Below are 21,002 nucleotides of genomic sequence, written 5' to 3' on the forward strand. Positions count from 1 at the left end.
TATGACAGGTATGAAGGGTTATTATGCGCAGGAGCCCGCATCCCGACAAGGGAATGCGGGCATTTGTAACAAGATTAGGAGGTTAAACCAGGAGTTTTGCTATCAGACACGCGATTATTCAGCGTATCGTCGAGTTTTTTGTGATCCAGCTCTTTCACCCATTTCGCGACAACGACCGTCGCCACACCGTTACCTACCAGGTTGGTTAATGCGCGCGCCTCGGACATAAAGCGGTCAATACCGAGAATCAGCGCCAGGCCCGCCACCGGCAGATGCCCCACCGCAGAAATGGTAGCCGCCAGCACGATAAAGCCACTGCCCGTTACGCCTGCCGCGCCTTTCGAGGAGAGCAGGAGCACCACCAGCAGGGTGATCTGATGGAAAATATCCATATGGCTGTTGGTCGCCTGAGCGATGAACACCGCCGCCATCGTCAGGTATATCGACGTACCATCAAGGTTGAAGGAGTAGCCCGTCGGGATCACCAGCCCGACCACCGACTTACGGCACCCGAGTTTTTCCATCTTGTCGAGCATACGCGGCAACGCCGATTCTGAAGAAGAGGTCCCCAGCACAATCAGCAGCTCTTCACGAATGTAACGGATAAATTTGAAGATGTTGAAACCTGTCGCACGGGCAATGGAGCCCAGCACCACCACCACGAAAAGAATACAGGTGATATAGAAGCAGATAATCAGCTGGCCCAGCTGCACCAGCGTACCTACGCCATATTTACCGATGGTGAAGGCCATCGCACCGAAGGCACCGATTGGCGCCAGGCGCATGATCATATTGATGATGCCAAAGATGACCTGTGAGAAGCTCTCAATCACATTAAAGATAAGTTGGCCTTTGCTGCCCAGACGGTGCAGGGCAAAGCCAAACATGACGGCAAACAGCAGTACCTGCAGAATGTTTCCGCTGGCAAATGCGCCAATGACGCTGCCGGGTATCACGTCCAGCAGGAAGGCCACCACGCCCTGATCCTTCGCCTGCTCGGCATAGACCGCGACCGCTTTGGCATCGAGCGTTGAGGGGTCAACGTTCATGCCCGCACCAGGCTGGACCACGTTAACGATAATCAGACCAATAATCAGCGCAAGGGTACTGACCACTTCGAAATAGAGCAGCGCCACAGCACCGGTACGGCCTACCGCTTTCATGCTTTCCATGCCAGCGATGCCCGTGACAACCGTACAGAAGATTACCGGGGCGATGACCATTTTGATGAGCTTCACGAACGCGTCGCCAAGCGGTTTCATTTGCGCGCCCAGCTCAGGGTAGTAATGCCCCAGCAAAATACCGATGGCGATGGCTGTCAGGACCTGGAAATAGAGACTTTTGAAGAGTGAGGTTTTCATAAGGTGTCCTTGGGAAGAAAAACCACAGGTTTTGTAAGGTTATGGTTAACCTGCGGCTCTAAAATAACACCCGTATAACAGGACAGAAATAAACTCAGTTCAAATTTGAAACACAAATGTTAAGAACTTTGAGCTGGCTCGCACAAGCCAGCAACAAAATTACACTTTTGCGTGATTGTCAGCACCGGGAAGATAGCGTTGTTCAAAGACATCCGCAGGAACAGCAGCGGCAAAAAGGAAGCCCTGACCGCTCTCTACGCCCGCCTCTGCCAGCCAGATGCGCTGCGCGTCGGTTTCAATCCCCTCGGCAATCAGATGCAGATTGAGACTGCGCGCCATCTGAATAATGGCCTGCACCATGCTGCTGTCCTCTGGCAACCCTTCGACAAACGCTTTGTCGATTTTCAGCACATCCACCGGCAGGGTTTTCATATGCTGAAGCTGACGCAGCCCGGCGTAGCCCATACCAAAATCGTCCAGCGCGATGCGAATGCCGGCATTGCGCAGCGGCTTCAGAATGGCAACGGCTTCGTTAGGATCGTCAATGCGTCGGCTCTCCGTCACTTCCAGCGTCAGCGTATCAGGCTTGATCCGGTAGCGATTGATCAGCTCCAGCATTTCGGAAACCATCGTCGGATGCATGAGCTGCAACGCAGACAAATTGACCGACAGCGGCAGCGTCACGCCGCGCTCCTGCCAGGCGGCAAGCTGGCGGCAGGACTCCTCCAGCACCCAATAACCGACGGTGACCATCAGGCCACAGGATTCAATGCGTTCAATCAGCCCCTCCGGCAGCTCCCATGAGCCGTCCGGCTGCTGTACACGGAGCAGCGCCTCGGCGCTTTTTACTTCACCCGTCTGTAAATTCACCTGCGGCTGTAGCCAGAGAGCAAACTGACGGTTATCCAGCGCGGTCAGGATGTCGCTCTCTTCCGTCAGGCGCTGCTGCGCCTTTTCCATCTGTTCCGGGTCGAAGAACTGGATCTGATTTTTGCCTTTGCGCCGGGCGGTAAACGCCGCCGAGAACGCGCGGCGATACAGCTGCTCCGCCGTTAAATCACCGTAGTACATGGCGATACCGATACTGGCGCTTGGACGCAGCTGGATCCCCTGAACAGGCAGCCGCTCGTTAATGACAGTGAGCACTTGCTGACCTAATGTGATGGCATGCCACGGCTCTTTCACGCCGTTGGCTATCACCACCAGGTCGTAACCGCTGACCTGCGTCAGCACCATGCGCGGGGCCAGGACAGATTTCACCTTTTCCACCAGCGTCAGCAGCAGCATTTCACGCTGGCTCTCCTTGAGCACGCCCGCCGTATCCTGCAGGGTTTCACAGGCGATCACCATCAGCGCCGTGGTTTGCTGGCGCGCAACCGTCTGCTCCAGCATCGCCATCAGAAACGCCTTATTAGGAAGTTCTGACACCGGGAATCGCGTGGCGCTGTTATTTAATTCATCCTGCTGACGCTGGATGCGCTGCTGGTTGAGGTTATAGCTGCGTACCAGCATCCCGATCTCATCGTCATGATGAAGGCGCGGCAGTTCAAGCTGGTGCCCCATCTGATCCTGCGGCGCAAGCGCATTCAGCTCGCGGGCGATACGGCGCAACGGATGCACAATCAACCGGTTAATACACCAGGTTAACGCCACGCTGAGAATCAGGGTCATAAGTAAGCAAGTGGTCACTAACGTAACCACCCAACTCATGACGAACTTATACATGCGATACGAGTCTGCCTGCAGGACCAGGTAGGCCAGCGGCTGCGGATTGGCAGGACGTTCCAGCGAATAGAGAGGCAGAGAAATTTGCACCGGCAGTTCAAACAGGCGCATGACCATCATCGGGACGGGGCGTTCCGGGATAAAGCTCATCCGCAGCGCCTGGAACTGGTTGGGCAAGACGACATCCGCGCGGCTCACGATGCCAGCAGGCTGAATGCGTTTTAAAATGGTTTCCGCTTCGGGAATATCCCCTTTCAGGATCGAGGCGGAGAGTGGGCCGCGCACCGAGCGGGCGATACTTTCTAACTGCGAAGCCGTGTTATAGCGATTCTGCTGCACGGAATGAAACAGCAAAATGACGCAGAAAAGCAGGACAAACAGCATCGTGACGGCAGACACCATCGCCATCTGTTTGATCGTTAAGGAACGGCTGACACGCAAAATGACTCTCCACAAAACTCGAAGCGCAGGGCGCGCCAGGGTGTAAACCTGGCGCGCCTGAGTATACCCGATTGCTGTGCTATTAAGAGAGACTTACAAATGGATTAAGGAAAATCCGATTACCAGTCCGCGTAAGGAATGAGCGGCTGCGGCGGTAAGTCCATATCGCCCTGCCAGCCTGCGGCAGAGTAACGCACATAAATCAGCGCATGGCTTGGGGTATAGTCTTTCGCTTCCTGAATATCCACGCCCATGCCCACAAACCAGTTGGACGTGACCCGGCGTTCGATAATCGCCCGTGCGGTGTAACCCGTGCCGGAGCTGCTGCTGCCGGTTTCCATCGCGCCCCGGTCAGTATAGCGGCCGGGTTCATCGGTCGGGATCAGACTCTGAATCGGGTAGCGCAGTTCATCTTTGGTTTTGGAGTGTGACCAGGAGACAGAGCCGCCCAGCTCCCAGGACCAGTTTTCCGTGCGTTTACGCCAGGTCACCGGCAGTGCGAAGGAGACATACTCCTGCGGGCTGTAATAGCCGCCCTGACCCAAGGTATATCCGCTCAGGTCTTTGTCGTAATGCCAGAGCATATTGGAGACGCCGACCGTCAGGCGCTCGTTGTTTTTATTAATGAGCTTGTAGTAGTAACCCGTCATCCAGCGGACGCGCCAGTTATCTTCCACATTTTTACCCGTCAGCGTTTCTGCGTTCAGGCTTGACCAGACGCCGTTCGCCTCACCTTTGTCATAGCTGATGCTTACGCCACCCCCGGTCGCCCGTACGCCGCCCCAGGTGGTGCCGGTATTGGTATCTTTCTGCCCGGCGAAGGCCAGCAGTGAACTGGAGATTGGCCGACGATGGGCGTTGACGGTATAACCGATGGGACCCAGATCGCTGCTGTAGCTCAGGCCGCCCACCACGTCGACGACGTCAAAGCCCATTGGGGTGGTACCAATATCCATCGACCAGGTTTTATTCTGCCAGCCGACGGCGACGCTGGCGCCACTGTCACTCTGATGGGTGCTGCCGCTACACGGTGTTTCGTAGCAGGTCCCCCATTTAGGGTCGTACGTACCGTTATTGTTATCAAATGAACCGGCGTCCATATTGACCAAATCGCTTCTGAAGAACATGCGGCCATCAGAGAGCGGGGCATCGACCTGGAGCATGGTGGTATGGGCTTTCAGATCGGAATAGCCCCCCGTGCCGCTGGAGCCCCAGTAATCGTGCTGCAGCGTGACGTTAACATCCTGCTGACGGTACAAATCACCGGCGTCACTCCGTACGCCGCGCTTCAGCCAGTCATCTTTTTCATCGTTACGCGTCAGACGGGTGAAACTGTCGTTGTCCACCGGACGGGTCGTCGTGATGCCTGATGACACCATCGCGTCTTTATACGTCTCCAGCGCTTGCTGAGGCTGACCGTTCTGCGCCTGGAAGCGCGCGGCATCACGTAACACCAGCGCTTTTTCCATTGAGGCAGGCTGCGATTTGGCCTGCGGAATGATGTTGTTGAAGGTCTGCTCTGCGGCGGCGGAATCGCCCAGCCCCGCCTGCGCCATCGCGATCCGGCGCTGCATATTAAGGGATAACGGTTCGCCATTTTGCGCGGCAGGCAGTTTCGCCAGCTCGGCACGCGCAGCGTCCTTGTTACCTTGCGCGCTATAAATCTCGGTCAGACCGAGGATCGCGTCCTCGTTCTGCGGCTCACGCTGCAGGACGGCGTTGTACGTGGTTTTCGCCGATTCCAGATCGCCACGCTGCTGCGCCCAGTCGGCCAGCGTTAAGTCGATACGGGTAGAGGTCGGCTGCTGACGCAGAAGGTTTTCCGCCTCCTGCTCTTTACCGCTGTCGCGCAGGCGGTTGGCGGTTTCCAGCACCTGGTTACTTTGCAGACGGTCGGCCAGTTCCTGAATGTTGCCATTCCACTGGCTACGCGGCAGCGCATCAGGATGTCCGCCTGGCTGCGCTGGCCCGCGCTGTAGAGATCGCGCGAGAGACGATACGTTATCCAGACGTCGCCTGGCGAGAGCGCCAGACGGCGGCGCTGTATTTCTGCTGCCTGGGCGTATTTCCCCTGATTCTCCAGCTGTTCGGCCTGGGCGGACAGTTGCTCGTTAGTCAGGCTACGTTCAATATCATCAATGCTCCGGCGCTGGCTGGCAGAAAGCGACTGGATAAACTGCGAGGCTTTCTCCGGTGACTGTGCGCGGTAAATATTGGCCAGGCCGCGAACCGCATTGCTGTTACCGCTGTCCATACGCAACGCCTGACGATAATAACGCTCCGCCGCATCGTTATCTTTACGTGCCGCCGCGGTATCACCCAGGCCCAGCACCGCGTAACTGTCGGTATTGTCGATGTTACGTGCCTGCTGATAGTAACGTTCCGCCTGTGACGGGTTATTCGCCTTGAGCGCCGCATCGCCCTGCTGGATCAGCAGCCAGTAGCGGTTGACCTTCAGCAAACTGTCCCATTTACCCCGGTTATCGCTCTGCGGGTCGAGGGCTATGGCCTTTTCAAACTGCGCCACCGCGCGGGCACGATCGCCTTTCTGGGAATAAGCCTGTCCCAAAGCACCCACCGCTTCACTGTCAGCATGGTTGGCGCTGACGGCTTTTTGCAGCTCCGCAACCGCCTTACTCCCCTGCCCGGCATCCACTGCCGCCAGACCTTCCGCTTTCGCCCGGAAGGCCGGGTCTGCGAGCTGTTTTTGCTGCGCTTCAAGCTGGGCACGCGCCGCCGCGACGCTATCGCCGTCGCTGAAAACGCTCAGGTATTTTTGCAACGCGCTGACGCTGGCGCTGCTGGCAGGCTGGTCTTTGATCTGCTCATACCACATGTCAGACGCCTGGCTGCGGCCGCCGGTCGATTTAGCCATCTCCCGCAGGACCGCAAAGCCCTCATCGCGGCGCCCGCTCTGGAACAGGAGCTGGGAAAGCGTCGTCTGCAGCTGCGTATTACCGGGGCTGCTGCTGTTAATTTTTTTCAGCTGGTTAATGGCCGCATTGCGGCGGGCAGGATCTTTCGCCACCACATTCCAGTATTCCGTCGCCACGTCGCCACCCGGCGGGTTGCCGTCAAAGAGCTTGTCATAGGCGGCAATCGCCTCCTGAGTGTGCCCTGTCGTGGCGAGCAAGCGCGCCTGCTGTAACTGCTGTCGGCCATCCGGGGTGGAAAGCAGCATCGTATTGCGTGAGGACTGATACGCGCTGGAGCCCGGAGCGATCCCTTTCAGGCGATCCAGCTCTTTTTGCGCACCGGCGGTATCGCCCTGGCGCAGCAGGTAACGAAAACGGGCGGCGATAACATCAGGGTTGTTCGGATCAATCAGTTCAAGACGATAGAGCGACTGACGAACCAAATCCTCACGCTGTGTCGACTCGCCCAGCCGAACCTGCTCCAGCAGCTGTTTCTGCTGCGGAGAGTTAACGGCCTGCGCCAGCGGCATCAGTGCCAGCCCAAGCGATAAAGTGAGTAAATTTACTGTGAACTTGCGCATTCCTGGCCCCAATCCGGTATTAAGTCACCTTTAGCGGTGAAGCGAAAACGATGCTGATCCCATCCCTGACCAAAGAGAGTCAGTACATAGCTGTAATAGGCGTTGTTATCGGGAAAATGGTCTGCAACGCGCTGGCGCTGAACCGCCTGAGCATCGCGCTGTTGTAAAAACGGCAGCATGGCGGCAGAGAACCCGACCGGACCATTGCCGGTGCGTTTACCCGTCGCCACGTCCACTTTTTCCGGCGGCACGCCCTGTTTCATTGTTTTTGCCGCCATCGGCTGGAAGCGCGTCAGCAACCGGGCTTTCTGAGGGTCTTTATCACTCATCATGCCCACCCAAAGATAGACACGAATGGCGTCATAGCCCCCTACCAGCGCTTTATCCTGCTTTAACTGCCAGCCTCTGTTTTTCTGATACTGCACCCAGTCCGGCGAGAACCCCTTTGGCGCGCTTTCCAGCAGCAGTCGCAGATTCGTTTCACGAAGCGTGGTCCACGGGGCACCAAAGCGGGTGAAATAGCTTGCTAACTGCGGAGGAAGATAGCTGGGGTTAAAGCGCCAGGCGTTTTCATCAGCAAAACCGACTTTACCCGGAAGCAGCATGGCGCCGAGCCCTGGTACTTTCACCACTTCCTCACCGGCAATGCGTTTCAACAGCGCCTTACCCGTGCGGGTGTAGTCCGGATGTTTCCATAACCGGCCCGCTTCAAGCAGTGACCAGGCGATCCAGACATCGGCATCTGAGGCGGAGTTGGTGTCAATCACCGCCCAGTTTTCTTTGTCTTTCTGCCCCCAGAGCCAGGCAGGCAGATGGTCGTTGAGATTGCCGCCGGCAAGGTTATCGCGCGTCCATGTCAGTATTTGCTCAAACGCGCGGCGGTCGTTGGCGGCCAGAGCAAAGAACAACGCATAGCTTTGCCCTTCCGACGTGGTAATTTTGCGCGTGTCACTGGGATCAATGACGCGCCCGCCCTCGCTGATGTAATCCTTTTTGAACTGCTCCCAGGCAGGCCAGGTACAGGCGGCGCGAAGAGGAAGCGCCGCCAGCATCAACGCTGCTACTGCACACCAGCGAAAGGCTTTCATCACATCTTACTCATCCGGGTTGAGGCGACGACGGCTGATGATACGCAGCAGACGCCACAGCACCCATGCCAGCAAGACCACGCTGACCGCGGCCAGGATGGCGAGCAGAACCGGATGGTTAGACAGCGCATACCACAGGCGTTCGAACCACGGCAGATGGCCGACGTAGTACACATCACCCACGCGCAGGCTGTTGACGCCAGACTCACGGATCACCGACACAGAGCCAAACATCGCGGCACGTTTACCACTGTCGTTCATCGCCGTATTCAGCAGTTCATAGCCACGCGGGCTGTCCGCCAGAAGCGCCACCACGCTACGCTGATCGTTATAAGGTGACTGGAAGCCCACTACCGCAGCCATCGCCCCCTGAGAGGTGACGGCCGTCTGCGCGCTGGCCTGGCGATCGTTCGCATCCGGCATGATGCTCGGGAAATCGGTCTGGCGCAGCGGGGTGTTAACCCAGGACTCCGTGGCTTTCACCAGCAGATCGATACGCTTATCATCCTTCAGCTTATCCGGAATCGTACCGATGACCATGATGTCAGCGTCTTTGTTCTGGATCTGGCTGCCATCGTCCGTCAACGTGACGTTAATTGCCGGCAATCCCGTCTGGGCCCCAACGGTTGCTATGGTATCAAGCAGGGTTGTCACCTGACCTTCGTTTGGCGCTTTTGGCATCACAACGATGGACTCAGAGAGATCGGCCATGCGGCTGAACGGGAAGCCTGCATTAGCAAAGGCGCGCAGATCCGGCATCGCCAGGAAGTGATAGTACTTCGAGAAGTCGATGGTCGACTCATCGCCGATGACAACGTGGTTCTGAACCTGCTGGAAGGTGATGCAGTTATCCACCGAACCGCCAGGCATCGGGTTCATGTACTGGAAGTCAAAACGCAGCTGGTTGATTGCCCCAAGCTTCAGTGCCGGAATGGAGACATCCGTTTTACCGTCCAGAAGCCCCTGCAGCACCGGCAGGCGAAGCATCAGTCGGTTAGTGTCCTGGGTACTTTGCAGGCTGAACGATTGCAGGAACTGGTTGTTCAGGCTGATATCCATGCGCGAGCTGTCTTTCGTCGCCGGCGCGGTATAACGGTAGTTAAGATTGATATCGATGCCGTTGGTACGCAGCAGGTACAGATCCGGCGGCAGGTTCAGTGACAGGCTAATTGGCGAGGGTTCAAGCCCGGACGCCTGCAGCTGCTCTTCATAGGTTTTCAGCTCACCAAACGTCACGACACGGTCGGTACGCACCCAGTTTGGCGCATCATAAGGTTTACGCGCCAGCAGCGGCTTGACCTCGTCCACCACGACGCTGTTGCCGCGGAAAAGAACGTTGCCCTGGGCAATCGCTTTTGCCGCCTGGACCAGATCTTTATCGTCACGACCAAAGACCACCAGCAGCTTCACGTACGGGTTATCCGGGTGGCTGACCATCTCAATGGTTGGCGCTTTGACTTCAGGATGATCGCGCAGGAAGGCAGGACGTTTCGCGTTGGTGGCAAATACAATCGCGTTTCTGTCCGGCATTTTGTCATACATCACCGGGAAATTCTGACCGCGCCAGCCGGAACGCGAACCAAACCAGGAAGCCACAATGGTGGCCGCCAGCTGCTCGGTTACGTCCGGGGACGACGCAAACACCATCGGCAGCGTGAGCGGACGGTTATCACGAGGATCGAAGAACGGCACCGGGAAGGCGGAGAGATCGTTCTTCAGCGCCAGGGACTGATAGGTCATCTGCAGCGAGGAGTTACGCCCGATGTCCATCCACAGCGTGTTGCTGGCCGGGTTTTCACAGACATCGCGGTAGTGACCCACAAACTCCAGACGAATGCGGTTAAAGTCGGTAATGAACAGCGGGTTAATCGGCACCTGCGCCTGCGTTTTCTTACCCAGTTGTTCTTTGGTAACCGGCAGTACGTCCATCAGCTCATCGTTCAGGTAAACCTTCAACTGAGACTGGGTCGGCAGCAGGGACGGCGACGGGGTATATTCAAGGTTCAGCACGGCATTCGAGACGACTTCATCGCTGCGCATGCCAAATTCAATGCCGCCATTAGGATTGATGCCGCGCAACACCATGCTGCCCGGCGGCGGCGCGATTTGCGCGAAGGTCAGCTTGACGTCGCGTGACGGGGCATTTTCCGCGACAACGGGCGCATTCGCCCCCCGAACACCCGGCATCACCTGTCCGATAACCGGGTTCTCGGCGGGTAGAGTGTTCCCCTCCGTTGGCTGGTTCGGAATGACATTTTCTGTTTGACCGGGCGCGGCAGTAATAACCGGATCGGTTGCCTGCGCGACCACAGGCACTGTTGGCGCAGGCGTTGCCGCTGCGTTATCAGGCTCTGCGTTAGCCATTGTTGCGGGGAGCGCACTCATCCCCATTGCCACTGCACATAACCAGGAAAGTTTTGTTTTCATCGCGTTATCATCATTGTTGAGCCATAACCGGGTCCGCCTGCTTCGCCTCATCCCGCTCAGGACGACGAGGAATGAACGATACGACCCAGGAAACCAGCGAAGTAAGTGACCGGAAAATTAATTTCACCGACGACGGGGCAAATTCTGCAAGGTGACGATAGCCACGGAACCCCAGCTTCAGAATATCCAGCAGGCTTTCCAGAGGTTTATCTTCCGGGAAGCTGTCCTGCCAGAGAGCCCATGTATCCGCACGGGCAAACGTACACTGCACAAAATCAATGTGTTGCTTTTTGGTCAACGGCATCAGTTGCAGACCGACTTCATTGCCCGCCACACGCGCTACCTGCGTCGGGAAGACATACTCCTGCTGTCCGCGCTTAAGCAGCAGGTTAACTTTTTGCCCTTCCAGCACTTTCGCCTGGCCGTTGATTTTGATCCCCAGACCACCGTCAGAGAAGTCGTGCACGGTACAGGAGAAGAGGTGACCATCTTCACGGGCAATCGCCGCGGGCATGCAGATTTCAACGCGATGCGCGCGACGAACCTGTTTACTCTCCACCGACACCGCCACCGCGCCGCCAAGAATAATCAGGTTGTAGAAGACCCAGGCCATACTCACAAAGACGGTCAGGATTTCATTTTCAGGGCCGTAGAAGTAACGCCAGATACCGGCGATGACGCCAACGATGTTCAGCAAGACCAGGAAGATATACGGACGGGAGATCACCCAGTCGACGTACTCCTCTTCCACCAGCCCCCCCCTTCGCGGTGACGTTGAATTTCCCTTTATGCGGGTTGATCAGCGCCACCATCGTTGGCGGCGCAATGTACCAGGCCAGCACCGTTTCGTAGATTTCACTCCAGAAGGAATGGCGATATTTACCCTGAATCTTCGAGTTCGTCAGGCTCGCGTGGATCATGTGCGGCAGAACAAACAGCGCAATCATCAGCGCCGGGGCGTAGATGATATAGGCGTGAAGGAGCAGGAACGCCAGCGGCGCGGTCAGGAAGATCAGCCGCGGGATGCCGGATAAGAAGTGGAACATCGCGTTGACGTAGCAGAGACGCTGCGCCAGCTTGAGCCCTTTCCCTATCAGTGGATTATCGAGACGGAAAATCTGCACCATGCCGCGCGCCCAGCGAATACGCTGACCAATGTGCGCCGAGAGCGATTCCGTCGCCAGACCGGCGGCCTGAGGAATACGCATATAGGCCGAGGTATAACCCCGACGGTGCAGACGCAACGAGGTGTGCGCATCTTCAGTCACCGTTTCGACGGCAATACCGCCAATTTCATCCAGCGGTTTACGGCGGATAACCGCACAGGAGCCGCAGAAGAACGTGGCGTCCCACATGTCGTTACCATCCTGCACCAGACCATAGAACAGCGTGCCTTCGTTTGGGGTCTTACGGAAACGGCCAAGGTTGCGTTCAAACGGGTCCGGCGAGAAGAAGTGGTGCGGCGTCTGCATCATCGCCAGCTCTTTCTCTTTCAGGAACCAGCCCATGGTCATCTGCAGGAACGATCGCGTAGGTACGTGGTCGCAGTCAAAGATCGAGACAAACTCCCCGGTGGCATACTTCAGCGCGTTATTGATGTTACCGGCTTTAGCATGTTCGTGCGTCGGACGGGCGATGTATTCGACGCCGACCTCTTCCGCGAACTGGCGGAACGCTGGGCGGTTGCCGTCATCCAGGATCCAGACCTTGAGTTTATCTTTCGGCCAGTCGATGCCGAGCGCAGCATAAATGGTGTTTTTCACCACGCTCAGGTCTTCGTTGTAGGTTGGGACGAAGAGATCGACAGTCGGCCACGTCGTGGTGTCCTTCGGCAGCGGTACGGGCTGGCGATTGAGCGGCCAGATGACCTGGAAATACCCCAACACCAGCACAATCCAGGCATAGGTTTCGGCAAACAGCAGAATCAGACCGCAGACCAGACTCACCGGGTCGTCCCAGTTCAGCGTTGAGGTGTAACGCCACCAGATATAGCGGCAGGAAACGGTCAGCGACAGCACAATCAGCATCAGCGCCGAGAAGCGGCCCGGAATACGACGCACCAGCAACGCCACGCCCCACAGCAGGATCAGGAAGGTGAACTGCGCCAGGGGATTGAAGGGTTGCGTAATACAGACCAGCGCCAGAATCAGTGAGAACACGACAATCACGCCGAGGATAAAACGCCGCAGGCCCGGGTGGAGGTGCCCGAGCTCTTTTTGGTTATCCAGATGGCTGGTTTTGTCGGTCACGCTGTCAGGCAATTTATCCAGCCACTGGTGATAGCGCTCGCGCAGCTGTTGAACGCGGGAGAAACTGCGCCAGTGCGGCGTCAGGCGTTCTCGCTGTGACGAGGTGACGACCAGCCAGACGGCCTGAATGAGATAACGCGCCGGATCCAAAGGCCGCGGCCGGTCAGGGTTAATGTGTGGATATAATTCATTATGGTGCGCACGTATGCGCTGCCAGCGCGGATGTTCAAGCGGAATGAACATCCAGGCCATAATCATCCAGAAACAGCCAAGCGCGGCACTGAATGCCGACGCACCATGCCGACGAAAATGTCGGTAGCGTTCGCTCAGACGCGCATTAACCGGCGGGATAAGGAACCAACTGGCGAGTCGACTCATACCGAACTCCCTGCCGGCTCCGCCGCGTTGGCGAAGTTCAGCAGACACCAGTTAGCCAGCGTGAGGATCTCCTCTGCCGCCAGGGAATCGCTGCGGTACTCGCCGAGCGGCTGCTTGGAGGCCAGGGATTCTGCCATTCCTTCATCCCGGTGAATCACAATGGGTAGCAGGCGACGCTGACTCTGTAGCCAGACCTGGTAGAGATCGTCCTGGATCTGGCTCCCGATGCGTAAGTCGTTAATCAGGAGGTGCGCATTCTGCGGCAGCCCCTGTTGATGCAGACGAATATGGCAATTTGCATCCACGTTGACGATGGAGAGAACATGATCGCACTGCGCGATAAGCTGCCGGGTTAACGTCCCGGCGCCGTGCGGCAGATCCACCAGGATCCACTGGTAGTGGCCTTTTTCTTTCAGACTTTGCAATGCAAGCGTGAACTGCGAAAACAGCCGCTGATAAGCGGCTTCATTCTCACGTTCGGTGGTGGTGAGCTGACCAAAAGGCAGTAAATCAAGCTGAGAGGTATAGCGCAGCCCTGCATCCCGCCAGTCTTTATCATCAAGCAACGCGCGTGCCCAACCCGCTTCACGAGTGAAGTCGACGTTGAACGACATACGCAGCAAATTATCGGCGCAGGCGTCAATCACCAACACCGATTCACCTAAAAGCTGTAATGACCACGCCAGCGCCGCGGTAACGGATGTGGTACCCACACCGCCACGGACACCCTGTAATCCGAGTATGGCCATCAATGGCTCCCTTATTGTTGATGGGCGAATTCAGCTAATAATGGCCAGCGTTTAATAGCCGCGGCCAACTGTTCCCGCTGGGAAATATCGGTGTAATCTATTTCAGGTAAAGAAAAGGCCTGCGTCAGCGCCAGAAAATCGTTTTGGAATGTATAGCCCAGGGTCGAGTCGACTGGGGTTCCGGGTTCGTTATTATCCATTTTTCTGCCATCCCTTTGAGGAAAATCGCACGCTCAGAAGTTGCGGGGCGTCCTGCCCTGACAAATTTCATTTACATGCTAAATCTGATGTTCTTTAATTTCAATGTTAGGTTTATTTCTACGCTTTCGCTAGTAAACTGAGATACAGATAAATTAGACGAAAAGAGGGACACCGTGGACTCCATATTTTCTATTGGCATCCAGTCATTATGGGACGAATTGAGCCACATGCCAGTCGGTGGAGTCTGGTGGATTAATACCGACCGTAATGAAGATGCCATCAGTCTGGTAAACCAGACAATTGCCGCCCAGGATAAGGATTCCCGCGTGGCTGTCATTAGCATGGGCGAAGAGCCGAAGAAAATTATCACGCTGGAAAGTGACGACGGACCGCAAACCGTGCGCTTATTTTCCATGTCAGCAGAAGTGGATAGTCTATACTTTTTGTCCCGCGACGTTCAGTGCTCCATTGATCCGGATCACTATTTAGTGATTCTTAAATGCGCAAATAACGTCCTGCAAAATATCCCTGCTGAAAAACTGCTGCCGTGGCTGGAAAAAATCAATAAATGGGCAAAATTTCAAAATTGCACGCTATTGGTCGTCAATCCCGGCAGTAATAATGACAAGTTGTTTTCACTTTTAATGGGTGAATATCGCTCCCTGTTCGGTCTGGCCAGTCTGCGTGACCAGGTAGGCAGCTATCTCTACGATATTGCTTTCTGGTGTAATGAAAAAGGCGTGAGCGCCAGGCAACAGCTGACCCTGAAACAGAGTGAGGGGAAATGGCACCTGGCATAGCAGGAAGAAACGGTTGTGCAGCCGCGCAGTGATGAAAAACGCATCCTGAGCCATATTGCGGTTTTAGAGGGCGCGCCCGCGCTGTCGGAAAACTGGTCGCTGTTTGAGTCTAACGAAGCGCTTTTTCATGAAGCTCGTACAACCCAGGCGGCAACCCTTGTTTTCTCGTTGATGCAAAATAACCAGATTGAGACGCTGGCGAGACAAATTCATACCTTACGTCGCCAGCGCGGCAGCGCATTAAAAATTGTGGTGCGGGAAAACAATACCAGCCTGCGCGCCACCGATGAGCGTCTGCTGCTTGGCTGCGGAGCAAATATGGTTGTTCCATGGAATGCGCCGCTGTCACGCTGCCTGACGCTAATCGAAAGCGTTCAGGGCCAGCAGTTCAGCCGCCATGTGCCGGAAGACATTTCCACCTTGCTCTCCATGACGCAGCCGATGAAGCTGCGCGGATACCAGAAATGGGATAACTTCTGCGACGCCGTCGGCAATATGATGAGCAACACGCTACTTCCTGCGGACGGGAAAGGGGTGATGGTTGCCCTGCGTCCTGTTCCGGGTATCCGCGTTGAACAGGCTCTCACCTTATGTCGTCCGAATCGTACAGGGGACATCATGACCATTGGCGACAATCGCCTGGTGCTATTTTTGTCCTTCTGCCGGGTGAACGATCTTGATACCGCGCTTAACCACATCTTTCCCCTGCCTACCGGGGATATTTTCTCAAACCGTATGATCTGGTTCGAAGATAATGCTATCAGCGCGGAGCTGGTGCAGATGCGCGCACTTCAGCCTGAACAATGGGTTAAACCGCTGGCGATCACCAGCGATGCAAAACCGATTCTCAATGCCAGACATGACGGTCATGTCTGGCGTCGGGTTCCGGAACCCCATCGCTTATTAACCGAGAATGGGGAGAACGTAACATCATGAATATCAGCGATATTATTCAACTGGTCGTATTCTGTGCGCTGATCTTTTTCCCGCTTGGCTACTATGCGCGCCATTCCATACGTCGTATCCGTGATACGGCCAGAGTGATGTTTATAAAACCTCGCTATGTAAAACCAGCCGGAACACTGACACGGGCATCACACGTCAAGGCAGACCGAAAACATGACTAATTCTACCTATACCGCTTCGTCACCCTCGCCGCTCTGGCAATACTGGCGCGGCCTTTCCGGCTGGAACTTTTACTTTCTGGTGAAGTTTGGTTTGCTCTGGGCAGGCTATCTGAATTTCCATCCCCTGCTTAACCTGGTCTTTATGGCCTTCCTGCTGATGCCGTTGCCGAATATCAGGCTGCATCGTTTACGTCACTGGGTAGCCATCCCCGTCGGCTTTGCGCTGTTCTGGCACGATACCTGGCTACCGGGTCCGGACAGCATAATGAGCCAGGGGTCACAGGTCGCGGGCTTCAGTGCAGACTACATGCTTGATCTGGTTGAGCGCTTTATTAACTGGCAGATGATTGGCGCTATCTTTGTCCTGCTGGTGGCCTGGCTGTTCCTGTCGCAGTGGATCCGCGTCACGGTGTTTGTTGTCGCCATTATGATCTGGCTTAACGTGCTGACGCTGGCAGGACCGGACTTCTCCCTGTGGCCTGCCGGTCAACCAACCACCACGGTGACCACCACGGGTGGAAGCGCAGCGGCTACTGTTACCACGGCAGGCGATACGCCTGTGGTAGGTGATATTCCAACCCAGACCGCACCGCCGACCTCCACCAACCTCAATGCGTGGCTTTCCAGCTTCTATACCGCAGAAGATAAGCGACAGACGAAATTCCCGGATGCACTGACGGCAGATGCTCAACCGTTTGAGCTGCTGGTGATTAACATCTGTTCCCTCTCCTGGGCCGATGTGGATGCAGCCGGATTAATGTCTCACCCACTGTGGTCTCATTTCGATATCCAGTTTAAAGATTTCAACTCTGCCACCTCATACAGCGGCCCGGCAGCGATTCGCCTTCTGCGTGCAAGCTGCGGTCAGACATCGCATAAAAACCTGTACCAGCCGGCAGGGAATCAGTGTTATCTGTTCGATAACCTCGCGAAGCTGGGCTTTACGCAGCATCTGATGCTGGGACATAACGGCCAGTTCGGTAACTTCCTGAAAGAGGTGCGTGAACAGGGTGGCATGCAGGCGCCGCTGATGGATCAAACCGGGCTTCCCGTTACTCTGCTCGGCTTCGACGGTTCACCTGTTTACGACGATACAGCCGTACTGCAGCGCTGGCTGCAAACCATCGAAAAAGACAGCAACCCGCGCAGTGCGACGTTCTTTAACACCCTGCCGCTTCACGACGGTAACCACTTCCCGGGCGTGAGCAAAACGGCAGATTATAAAGTGCGTGCGCAGAAATTCTTCGACGAGCTGGATGCGTTCTTCACTGAGCTGGAAAAATCAGGCCGTAAAGTGATGGTGGTTGTCGTGCCTGAACACGGTGGCGCGCTGAAAGGCGACAGAATGCAGGTGTCAGGTCTGCGTGATATTCCAAGCCCGTCCATTACCAACGTGCCTGCGGGCATTAAATTCTTTGGTATGAAGGCTCCGCACCAGGGCGCGCCGATTGAGATTACACAGCCAACCAGCTATCTGGCAATTTCAGAACTGGTTGCCCGTGCCGTGGACGGGAAGCTGTTTGTGGAAGATAGCGTGAACTGGAATCAGCTCACCAGCAACCTGCCGCAAACGGCAGAGGTCTCCGAAAACGCGAATGCTGTTGTGATTCAGTACCAGAACAAACCGTACGTTCGTCTGAACGGCGGAGATTGGGTACCGTATCCGCAATAAAGGATTTACCCCTCTCCCCTGTAGGGAGAGGGGATTGTCAGTGCGTTATTATTGCGCTGAAATCCATACCAGCATTTTCAGACTTGCCGAATAGTAGTCGTCGTTAGAGGTGATTTCCGGTTCGCCGGATGGCTGACCCATCGTTAAATCCCTGACCGCCAGCAGACCGCCTTCCATCATATAGGGCGCGTATTCGTTGGTCGTGACGTTAACCCAGGCGGGTGTATGTTCCCGTGGGAACTGACCAAACCAGGCTTTCCAGGGCGTCAGCAGCGGGCTTTGTTTATCAGACCAGGCTATGTACAGCGGAATACGAATCGCATCGTAGCTCATTCGCGGTGGCCAGCCTTTGGCCGGCGTCAGCTTGCCCGCGGATGCCAGCGAAACCCAGTCTGTCGGTAGATTCGCTTTACCCGATCCCATTTTTCCCAGCAGACGTTTCCCGTCCTTTATCAATTCACGCCAGACCGGCAAATGACTGCGTCCGGCAAAGGCCTGCCAGGCCGGAAACACAAAATAGGAAGGATTAAGGACCACTTCACTCTCAAGCTTAAATCCCTGTACGCCGGGCAGCATCACGCGGTAACCCGCATAGCGGATTACGTTGTGGTCAATCAATGCTTTCGTAATCGCATCCGATGCGGCGCTGTAGCGTTTGTCATGCCAGCGCGCATCGGCTTTTAACAACGCCCATGCAATCAGGACATCGCCATCTGTGGCGTTGTTTTTATCAGCGACCGGATTGGACTCCGCGGGGTTATAACGCCAGTAAAACAGACCATTTTCGTTGTTCTTTAGCGTCCTGTTGGTCCATTGCCAGAGCTTATCGAACGTGGCTTTATCGTCGTTAGCCACCGCCATTAACATGGCGAAACCCTGACCTTCCGTATGCGAAACGTCACCGTTGCCGGTATCAACAATGCGGCCTTCCGGTTTAAAAAAGCGCGCCTTGTAACTCTCCCAGGCCTGACTCGCCTGCGAGAGAGGAGAGAACAGCAAACTCATCATCACAGCCAGGGTCGCGCAGACGGGTTTTCGCATCATTCACCCCATTCGGTTATTCGGCACTTCGCAGTGAAATCTCACCGCCCATCCAGGGCTTGATCACGCCATCCTGTTCCAGGAGCAACGCGCCCTGAACGTCAATCCCGCGGGAAATGCCGTAGATCTCTTTATCACCAATCAGTAATTTCACCGGGCGATTGATGAAGTTGTCCAGTTTTTCCCAACGAGACAGGAACGTTGCGAGTCCTTCCTGTTCAAAAAGCGTCAGTGAACTGCGCAACTCTTTAATCATACGCACGGCAAGGATGTTACGATCGATGACGATCCCCGCCTCCTGGAGATTCGTCCAGGCCTGGTTGACCACATCGTTTTGTACGTTACGCATCACCATATTGAGGCCCGCGCCAATCACGATTTGCGCCGCATCGCCCGTTTTTCCCGTCAGTTCGACCAGAATACCGGCAAGTTTACGATCGTTCAGGTAAAGATCGTTAGGCCATTTAACACGCACCCGATCGGCGCCCAGATCGTGTAGCACCTCTGCCATGACAATCCCGATGACCAGACTCAGGCCAATCGCTGCGGCAGGGCCCTGATCGAGTCGCCAGTACATGGACAGGTAGAGGTTGGCACCAAAGGGCGAGAACCATTTTCGCCCTCGGCGACCACGCCCGGCCTGCTGATACTCTGCAACGCAGGCATCGCCGGATTTCAGTTCAGGCAGACGATCCAGAAGATACTGGTTCGTTGAGTCAATCACCGGCAGCACCGCAACATTGCCGTGCCCAATCTGGCTACGAATCACATCTTCATTCAGCAATTGAATGGGTTCCGGCAGGCTGTACCCTTTTCCCGGAACGGTAAAGACATCGACACCCCAGTCGCGGAGGGTCTGGATATGCTTATTAATGCCTGCACGGCTCATGCCCAGCTGCTCACCCAGCTGCTCGCCAGAGTGAAACTCCCCATCCGCGAGGATGCTAATCAGGGTTAACGGGATGGTATTGTCTTTCACGCGATGGTCTCCACGGCATTCACTTCACCTGTGCGGCCAATGAAGCGGACTTCTGGCTCCAGCCAGACGTTAAACTTTTCACCCACACGTTCACGAACATAATGAGCCAGTTTGACCACGTCATCACTGCTCGCATCATGTTGATTGATCAGTACCAGAGCCTGCTGCTGATGAACGGCAGCGCCTCCGACTGAAGTGCCTTTAAGCTGGCATTGATCGATAAGCCATCCCGCAGCCAGCTTCACGCTGCCATCTGCGTGAGGGTAATGTGGTGCTGCGGGCCATCCTTCAAGGAAGACCTTTGCCTTTTCGCTGTCGATCACCGGGTTTTTGAAGAAACTTCCGGCATTTCCATTTACTTTTGGGTCGGGAAGCTTGGTCATGCGCATATGACAAACCGAGTCAAACACATCGCGGGGTGTGGCGGTAGCCGGATCGAGACGCGTTAAATCACCGTAGGTCAGTACGGGCTGCCAGTTCTTCGACAGGCGCAGGCCCACGGCGACAATCACGTAGCGATCCTGATATTCATGTTTGAAGATACTGTCACGGTAGCCAAAACGGCACTGTTCTGCGGTTAAACGCTTAGCCGTTCCAGTCGCCAGTTCGATGCAATCGACGTATTCACAGACATGTTTCAGCTCGATGCCATAGGCACCGATGTTTTGAATCGGTGATGATCCCGCGCAGCCCGGAATAAGCGCAAGGTTTTCCAGGCCTGGCATCCCTTTTTCAAGGGTAAATTGCACCAGGTGATGCCAGTTTTCTCCGGCCCCCACGTGCAAGTGCCAGCTATCGGCGCGCTCTTCCACATCAATTCCCATGATGCGGTTAACGATCACTGTTCCCGCAAAATCGTCGAGAAACAGGACATTACTTCCTTCGCCCAGAATCAGTACGGGTTCGTTTTTTTCGGTTGCGCTTTGCCATGCATTCAGCAACTGCTGTGCAGTATCGGCACGGACAATGTGATTAGCATTGCGTTGAATACCAAAGGTATTCCAGGGCTTAAGGGAGTGGTTCATAGACGCTATCCTGATGCAAAAACGCAGGTAGTTTACCGTATAAGCAGGGCGTTGGGGGATTAGTTTGTATAGCGCAGAAACGCAAAAAGGCCATCCTTACGGATGGCCTTTTCACTTATTTGATGCCTGGCAGTTCCCTACTCTCACATGGGGAGACCCCACACTACCATCGGCGCTACGGCGTTTCACTTCTGAGTTCGGCATGGGGTCAGGTGGGACCACCGCGCTAAAGCCGCCAGGCAA

The 21,002-nt window shown here is 55.6% G+C and carries 11 protein-coding genes, 1 rRNA gene and 3 pseudogenes; 3 read left to right on the forward strand and 12 right to left on the reverse strand.

The features are described from left to right. Positions 1-74: 74 nt before the first annotated feature. From BFV64_RS22290 to bcsR, 8 genes and pseudogenes are all read right to left on the reverse strand, one after another. Positions 75-1,361, reverse strand: coding sequence for a dicarboxylate/amino acid:cation symporter (locus BFV64_RS22290; protein WP_014885598.1), 1,287 nt, complete (start codon positions 1,359-1,361; stop codon positions 75-77). A gap of 159 nt (positions 1,362-1,520) precedes the next feature. Beyond that, positions 1,521-3,527: a biofilm formation regulator HmsP gene (gene hmsP / locus BFV64_RS22295; protein ID WP_014885599.1), complete on the reverse strand. Its 2,007-nt coding sequence runs from the start codon at positions 3,525-3,527 to the stop codon at positions 1,521-1,523. A 119-nt stretch (positions 3,528-3,646) separates the two neighbouring features. Continuing rightward, a pseudogene (bcsC, locus tag BFV64_RS22300) lies at positions 3,647-7,023 on the reverse strand (cellulose synthase complex outer membrane protein BcsC). Beyond that, positions 7,005-8,111: a cellulose synthase complex periplasmic endoglucanase BcsZ gene (bcsZ, locus tag BFV64_RS22305; protein ID WP_045135438.1), complete on the reverse strand. Its 1,107-nt coding sequence runs from the start codon at positions 8,109-8,111 to the stop codon at positions 7,005-7,007. The pseudogene bcsC and the gene bcsZ overlap by 19 nt, the downstream one beginning before the upstream one ends. A 6-nt stretch (positions 8,112-8,117) precedes the next feature. Next, positions 8,118-10,538: a cellulose biosynthesis cyclic di-GMP-binding regulatory protein BcsB gene (bcsB, locus tag BFV64_RS22310; protein ID WP_045135437.1), complete on the reverse strand. Its 2,421-nt coding sequence runs from the start codon at positions 10,536-10,538 to the stop codon at positions 8,118-8,120. Between the two features lie 10 nt (positions 10,539-10,548). Beyond that, a pseudogene (bcsA, locus tag BFV64_RS22315) lies at positions 10,549-13,165 on the reverse strand (UDP-forming cellulose synthase catalytic subunit). Beyond that, positions 13,162-13,914 (reverse strand): cellulose biosynthesis protein BcsQ, encoded by a 753-nt coding sequence (bcsQ, locus tag BFV64_RS22320; protein ID WP_014885603.1) that lies wholly within the window; start codon positions 13,912-13,914, stop codon positions 13,162-13,164. The pseudogene bcsA and the gene bcsQ overlap by 4 nt, the downstream one beginning before the upstream one ends. An 11-nt stretch (positions 13,915-13,925) precedes the next feature. Continuing rightward, entirely contained in the window at positions 13,926-14,114 is a 189-nt protein-coding gene (gene bcsR, locus BFV64_RS22325; protein ID WP_008503237.1) for a cellulose biosynthesis protein BcsR, read from the reverse strand. A gap of 174 nt (positions 14,115-14,288) precedes the next feature. Between bcsR and bcsE the strand changes: the two are divergent. The 3 genes and pseudogenes from bcsE to bcsG all read left to right on the forward strand — a co-directional run bounded on the left by bcsE (position 14,289) and on the right by bcsG (position 17,714). After that, a pseudogene (gene bcsE / locus BFV64_RS22330) lies at positions 14,289-15,851 on the forward strand (cellulose biosynthesis c-di-GMP-binding protein BcsE). Then, complete coding sequence (gene bcsF / locus BFV64_RS22335; protein ID WP_014885605.1) at positions 15,848-16,042, forward strand: cellulose biosynthesis protein BcsF; 195 nt, start codon at positions 15,848-15,850, stop codon at positions 16,040-16,042. Before bcsE ends, bcsF begins: the two are co-directional and overlap by 4 nt. Then, entirely contained in the window at positions 16,035-17,714 is a 1,680-nt protein-coding gene (gene bcsG, locus BFV64_RS22340) for a cellulose biosynthesis protein BcsG (protein WP_059373538.1), read from the forward strand. Before bcsF ends, bcsG begins: the two co-directional genes overlap by 8 nt. A gap of 48 nt (positions 17,715-17,762) precedes the next feature. Here the strand turns inward: bcsG and BFV64_RS22345 are convergent, their stop codons facing one another. The 4 genes from BFV64_RS22345 to rrf form a co-directional block, all read right to left on the reverse strand. Further along, positions 17,763-18,755, reverse strand: coding sequence for a family 8 glycosyl hydrolase (locus BFV64_RS22345; RefSeq protein WP_059373539.1), 993 nt, complete (start codon positions 18,753-18,755; stop codon positions 17,763-17,765). Positions 18,756-18,771: 16 nt separating this feature from the next. Continuing rightward, the gene (gene birA, locus BFV64_RS22350) at positions 18,772-19,734 is read right to left on the reverse strand and encodes a bifunctional biotin--[acetyl-CoA-carboxylase] ligase/biotin operon repressor BirA (protein WP_069602441.1); all 963 of its coding nucleotides are present in this window, start codon (positions 19,732-19,734) and stop codon (positions 18,772-18,774) included. Beyond that, positions 19,731-20,759, reverse strand: a complete 1,029-nt coding sequence (murB, locus tag BFV64_RS22355) for a UDP-N-acetylmuramate dehydrogenase (protein ID WP_059373540.1) — start codon at positions 20,757-20,759, stop codon at positions 19,731-19,733. Before murB ends, birA begins: the two co-directional genes overlap by 4 nt. A 124-nt stretch (positions 20,760-20,883) precedes the next feature. After that, a 5S ribosomal RNA gene (rrf, locus tag BFV64_RS22360) occupies positions 20,884-20,999 on the reverse strand. Positions 21,000-21,002: the final 3 nt, after the last annotated feature.

It is taken from the genome of Enterobacter kobei (assembly GCF_001729765.1).
GTDB lineage: Bacteria > Pseudomonadota > Gammaproteobacteria > Enterobacterales > Enterobacteriaceae > Enterobacter > Enterobacter kobei.

Coding starts and splice junctions, on each gene's coding strand:
- BFV64_RS22290 (WP_014885598.1), bottom strand. CDS start 1,361: ATGAAAACCTCACTCTTCAAAAGTCTCTATTTCCAGGTCCTGACAGCC.
- bcsZ (WP_045135438.1), bottom strand. CDS start 8,111: ATGAAAGCCTTTCGCTGGTGTGCAGTAGCAGCGTTGATGCTGGCGGCG.
- bcsB (WP_045135437.1), bottom strand. CDS start 10,538: ATGAAAACAAAACTTTCCTGGTTATGTGCAGTGGCAATGGGGATGAGT.
- bcsQ (WP_014885603.1), bottom strand. CDS start 13,914: ATGGCCATACTCGGATTACAGGGTGTCCGTGGCGGTGTGGGTACCACA.
- bcsR (WP_008503237.1), bottom strand. CDS start 14,114: ATGGATAATAACGAACCCGGAACCCCAGTCGACTCGACCCTGGGCTAT.
- bcsF (WP_014885605.1), top strand. CDS start 15,848: ATGAATATCAGCGATATTATTCAACTGGTCGTATTCTGTGCGCTGATC.
- bcsG (WP_059373538.1), top strand. CDS start 16,035: ATGACTAATTCTACCTATACCGCTTCGTCACCCTCGCCGCTCTGGCAA.
- BFV64_RS22345 (WP_059373539.1), bottom strand. CDS start 18,755: ATGCGAAAACCCGTCTGCGCGACCCTGGCTGTGATGATGAGTTTGCTG.
- murB (WP_059373540.1), bottom strand. CDS start 20,759: ATGAACCACTCCCTTAAGCCCTGGAATACCTTTGGTATTCAACGCAAT.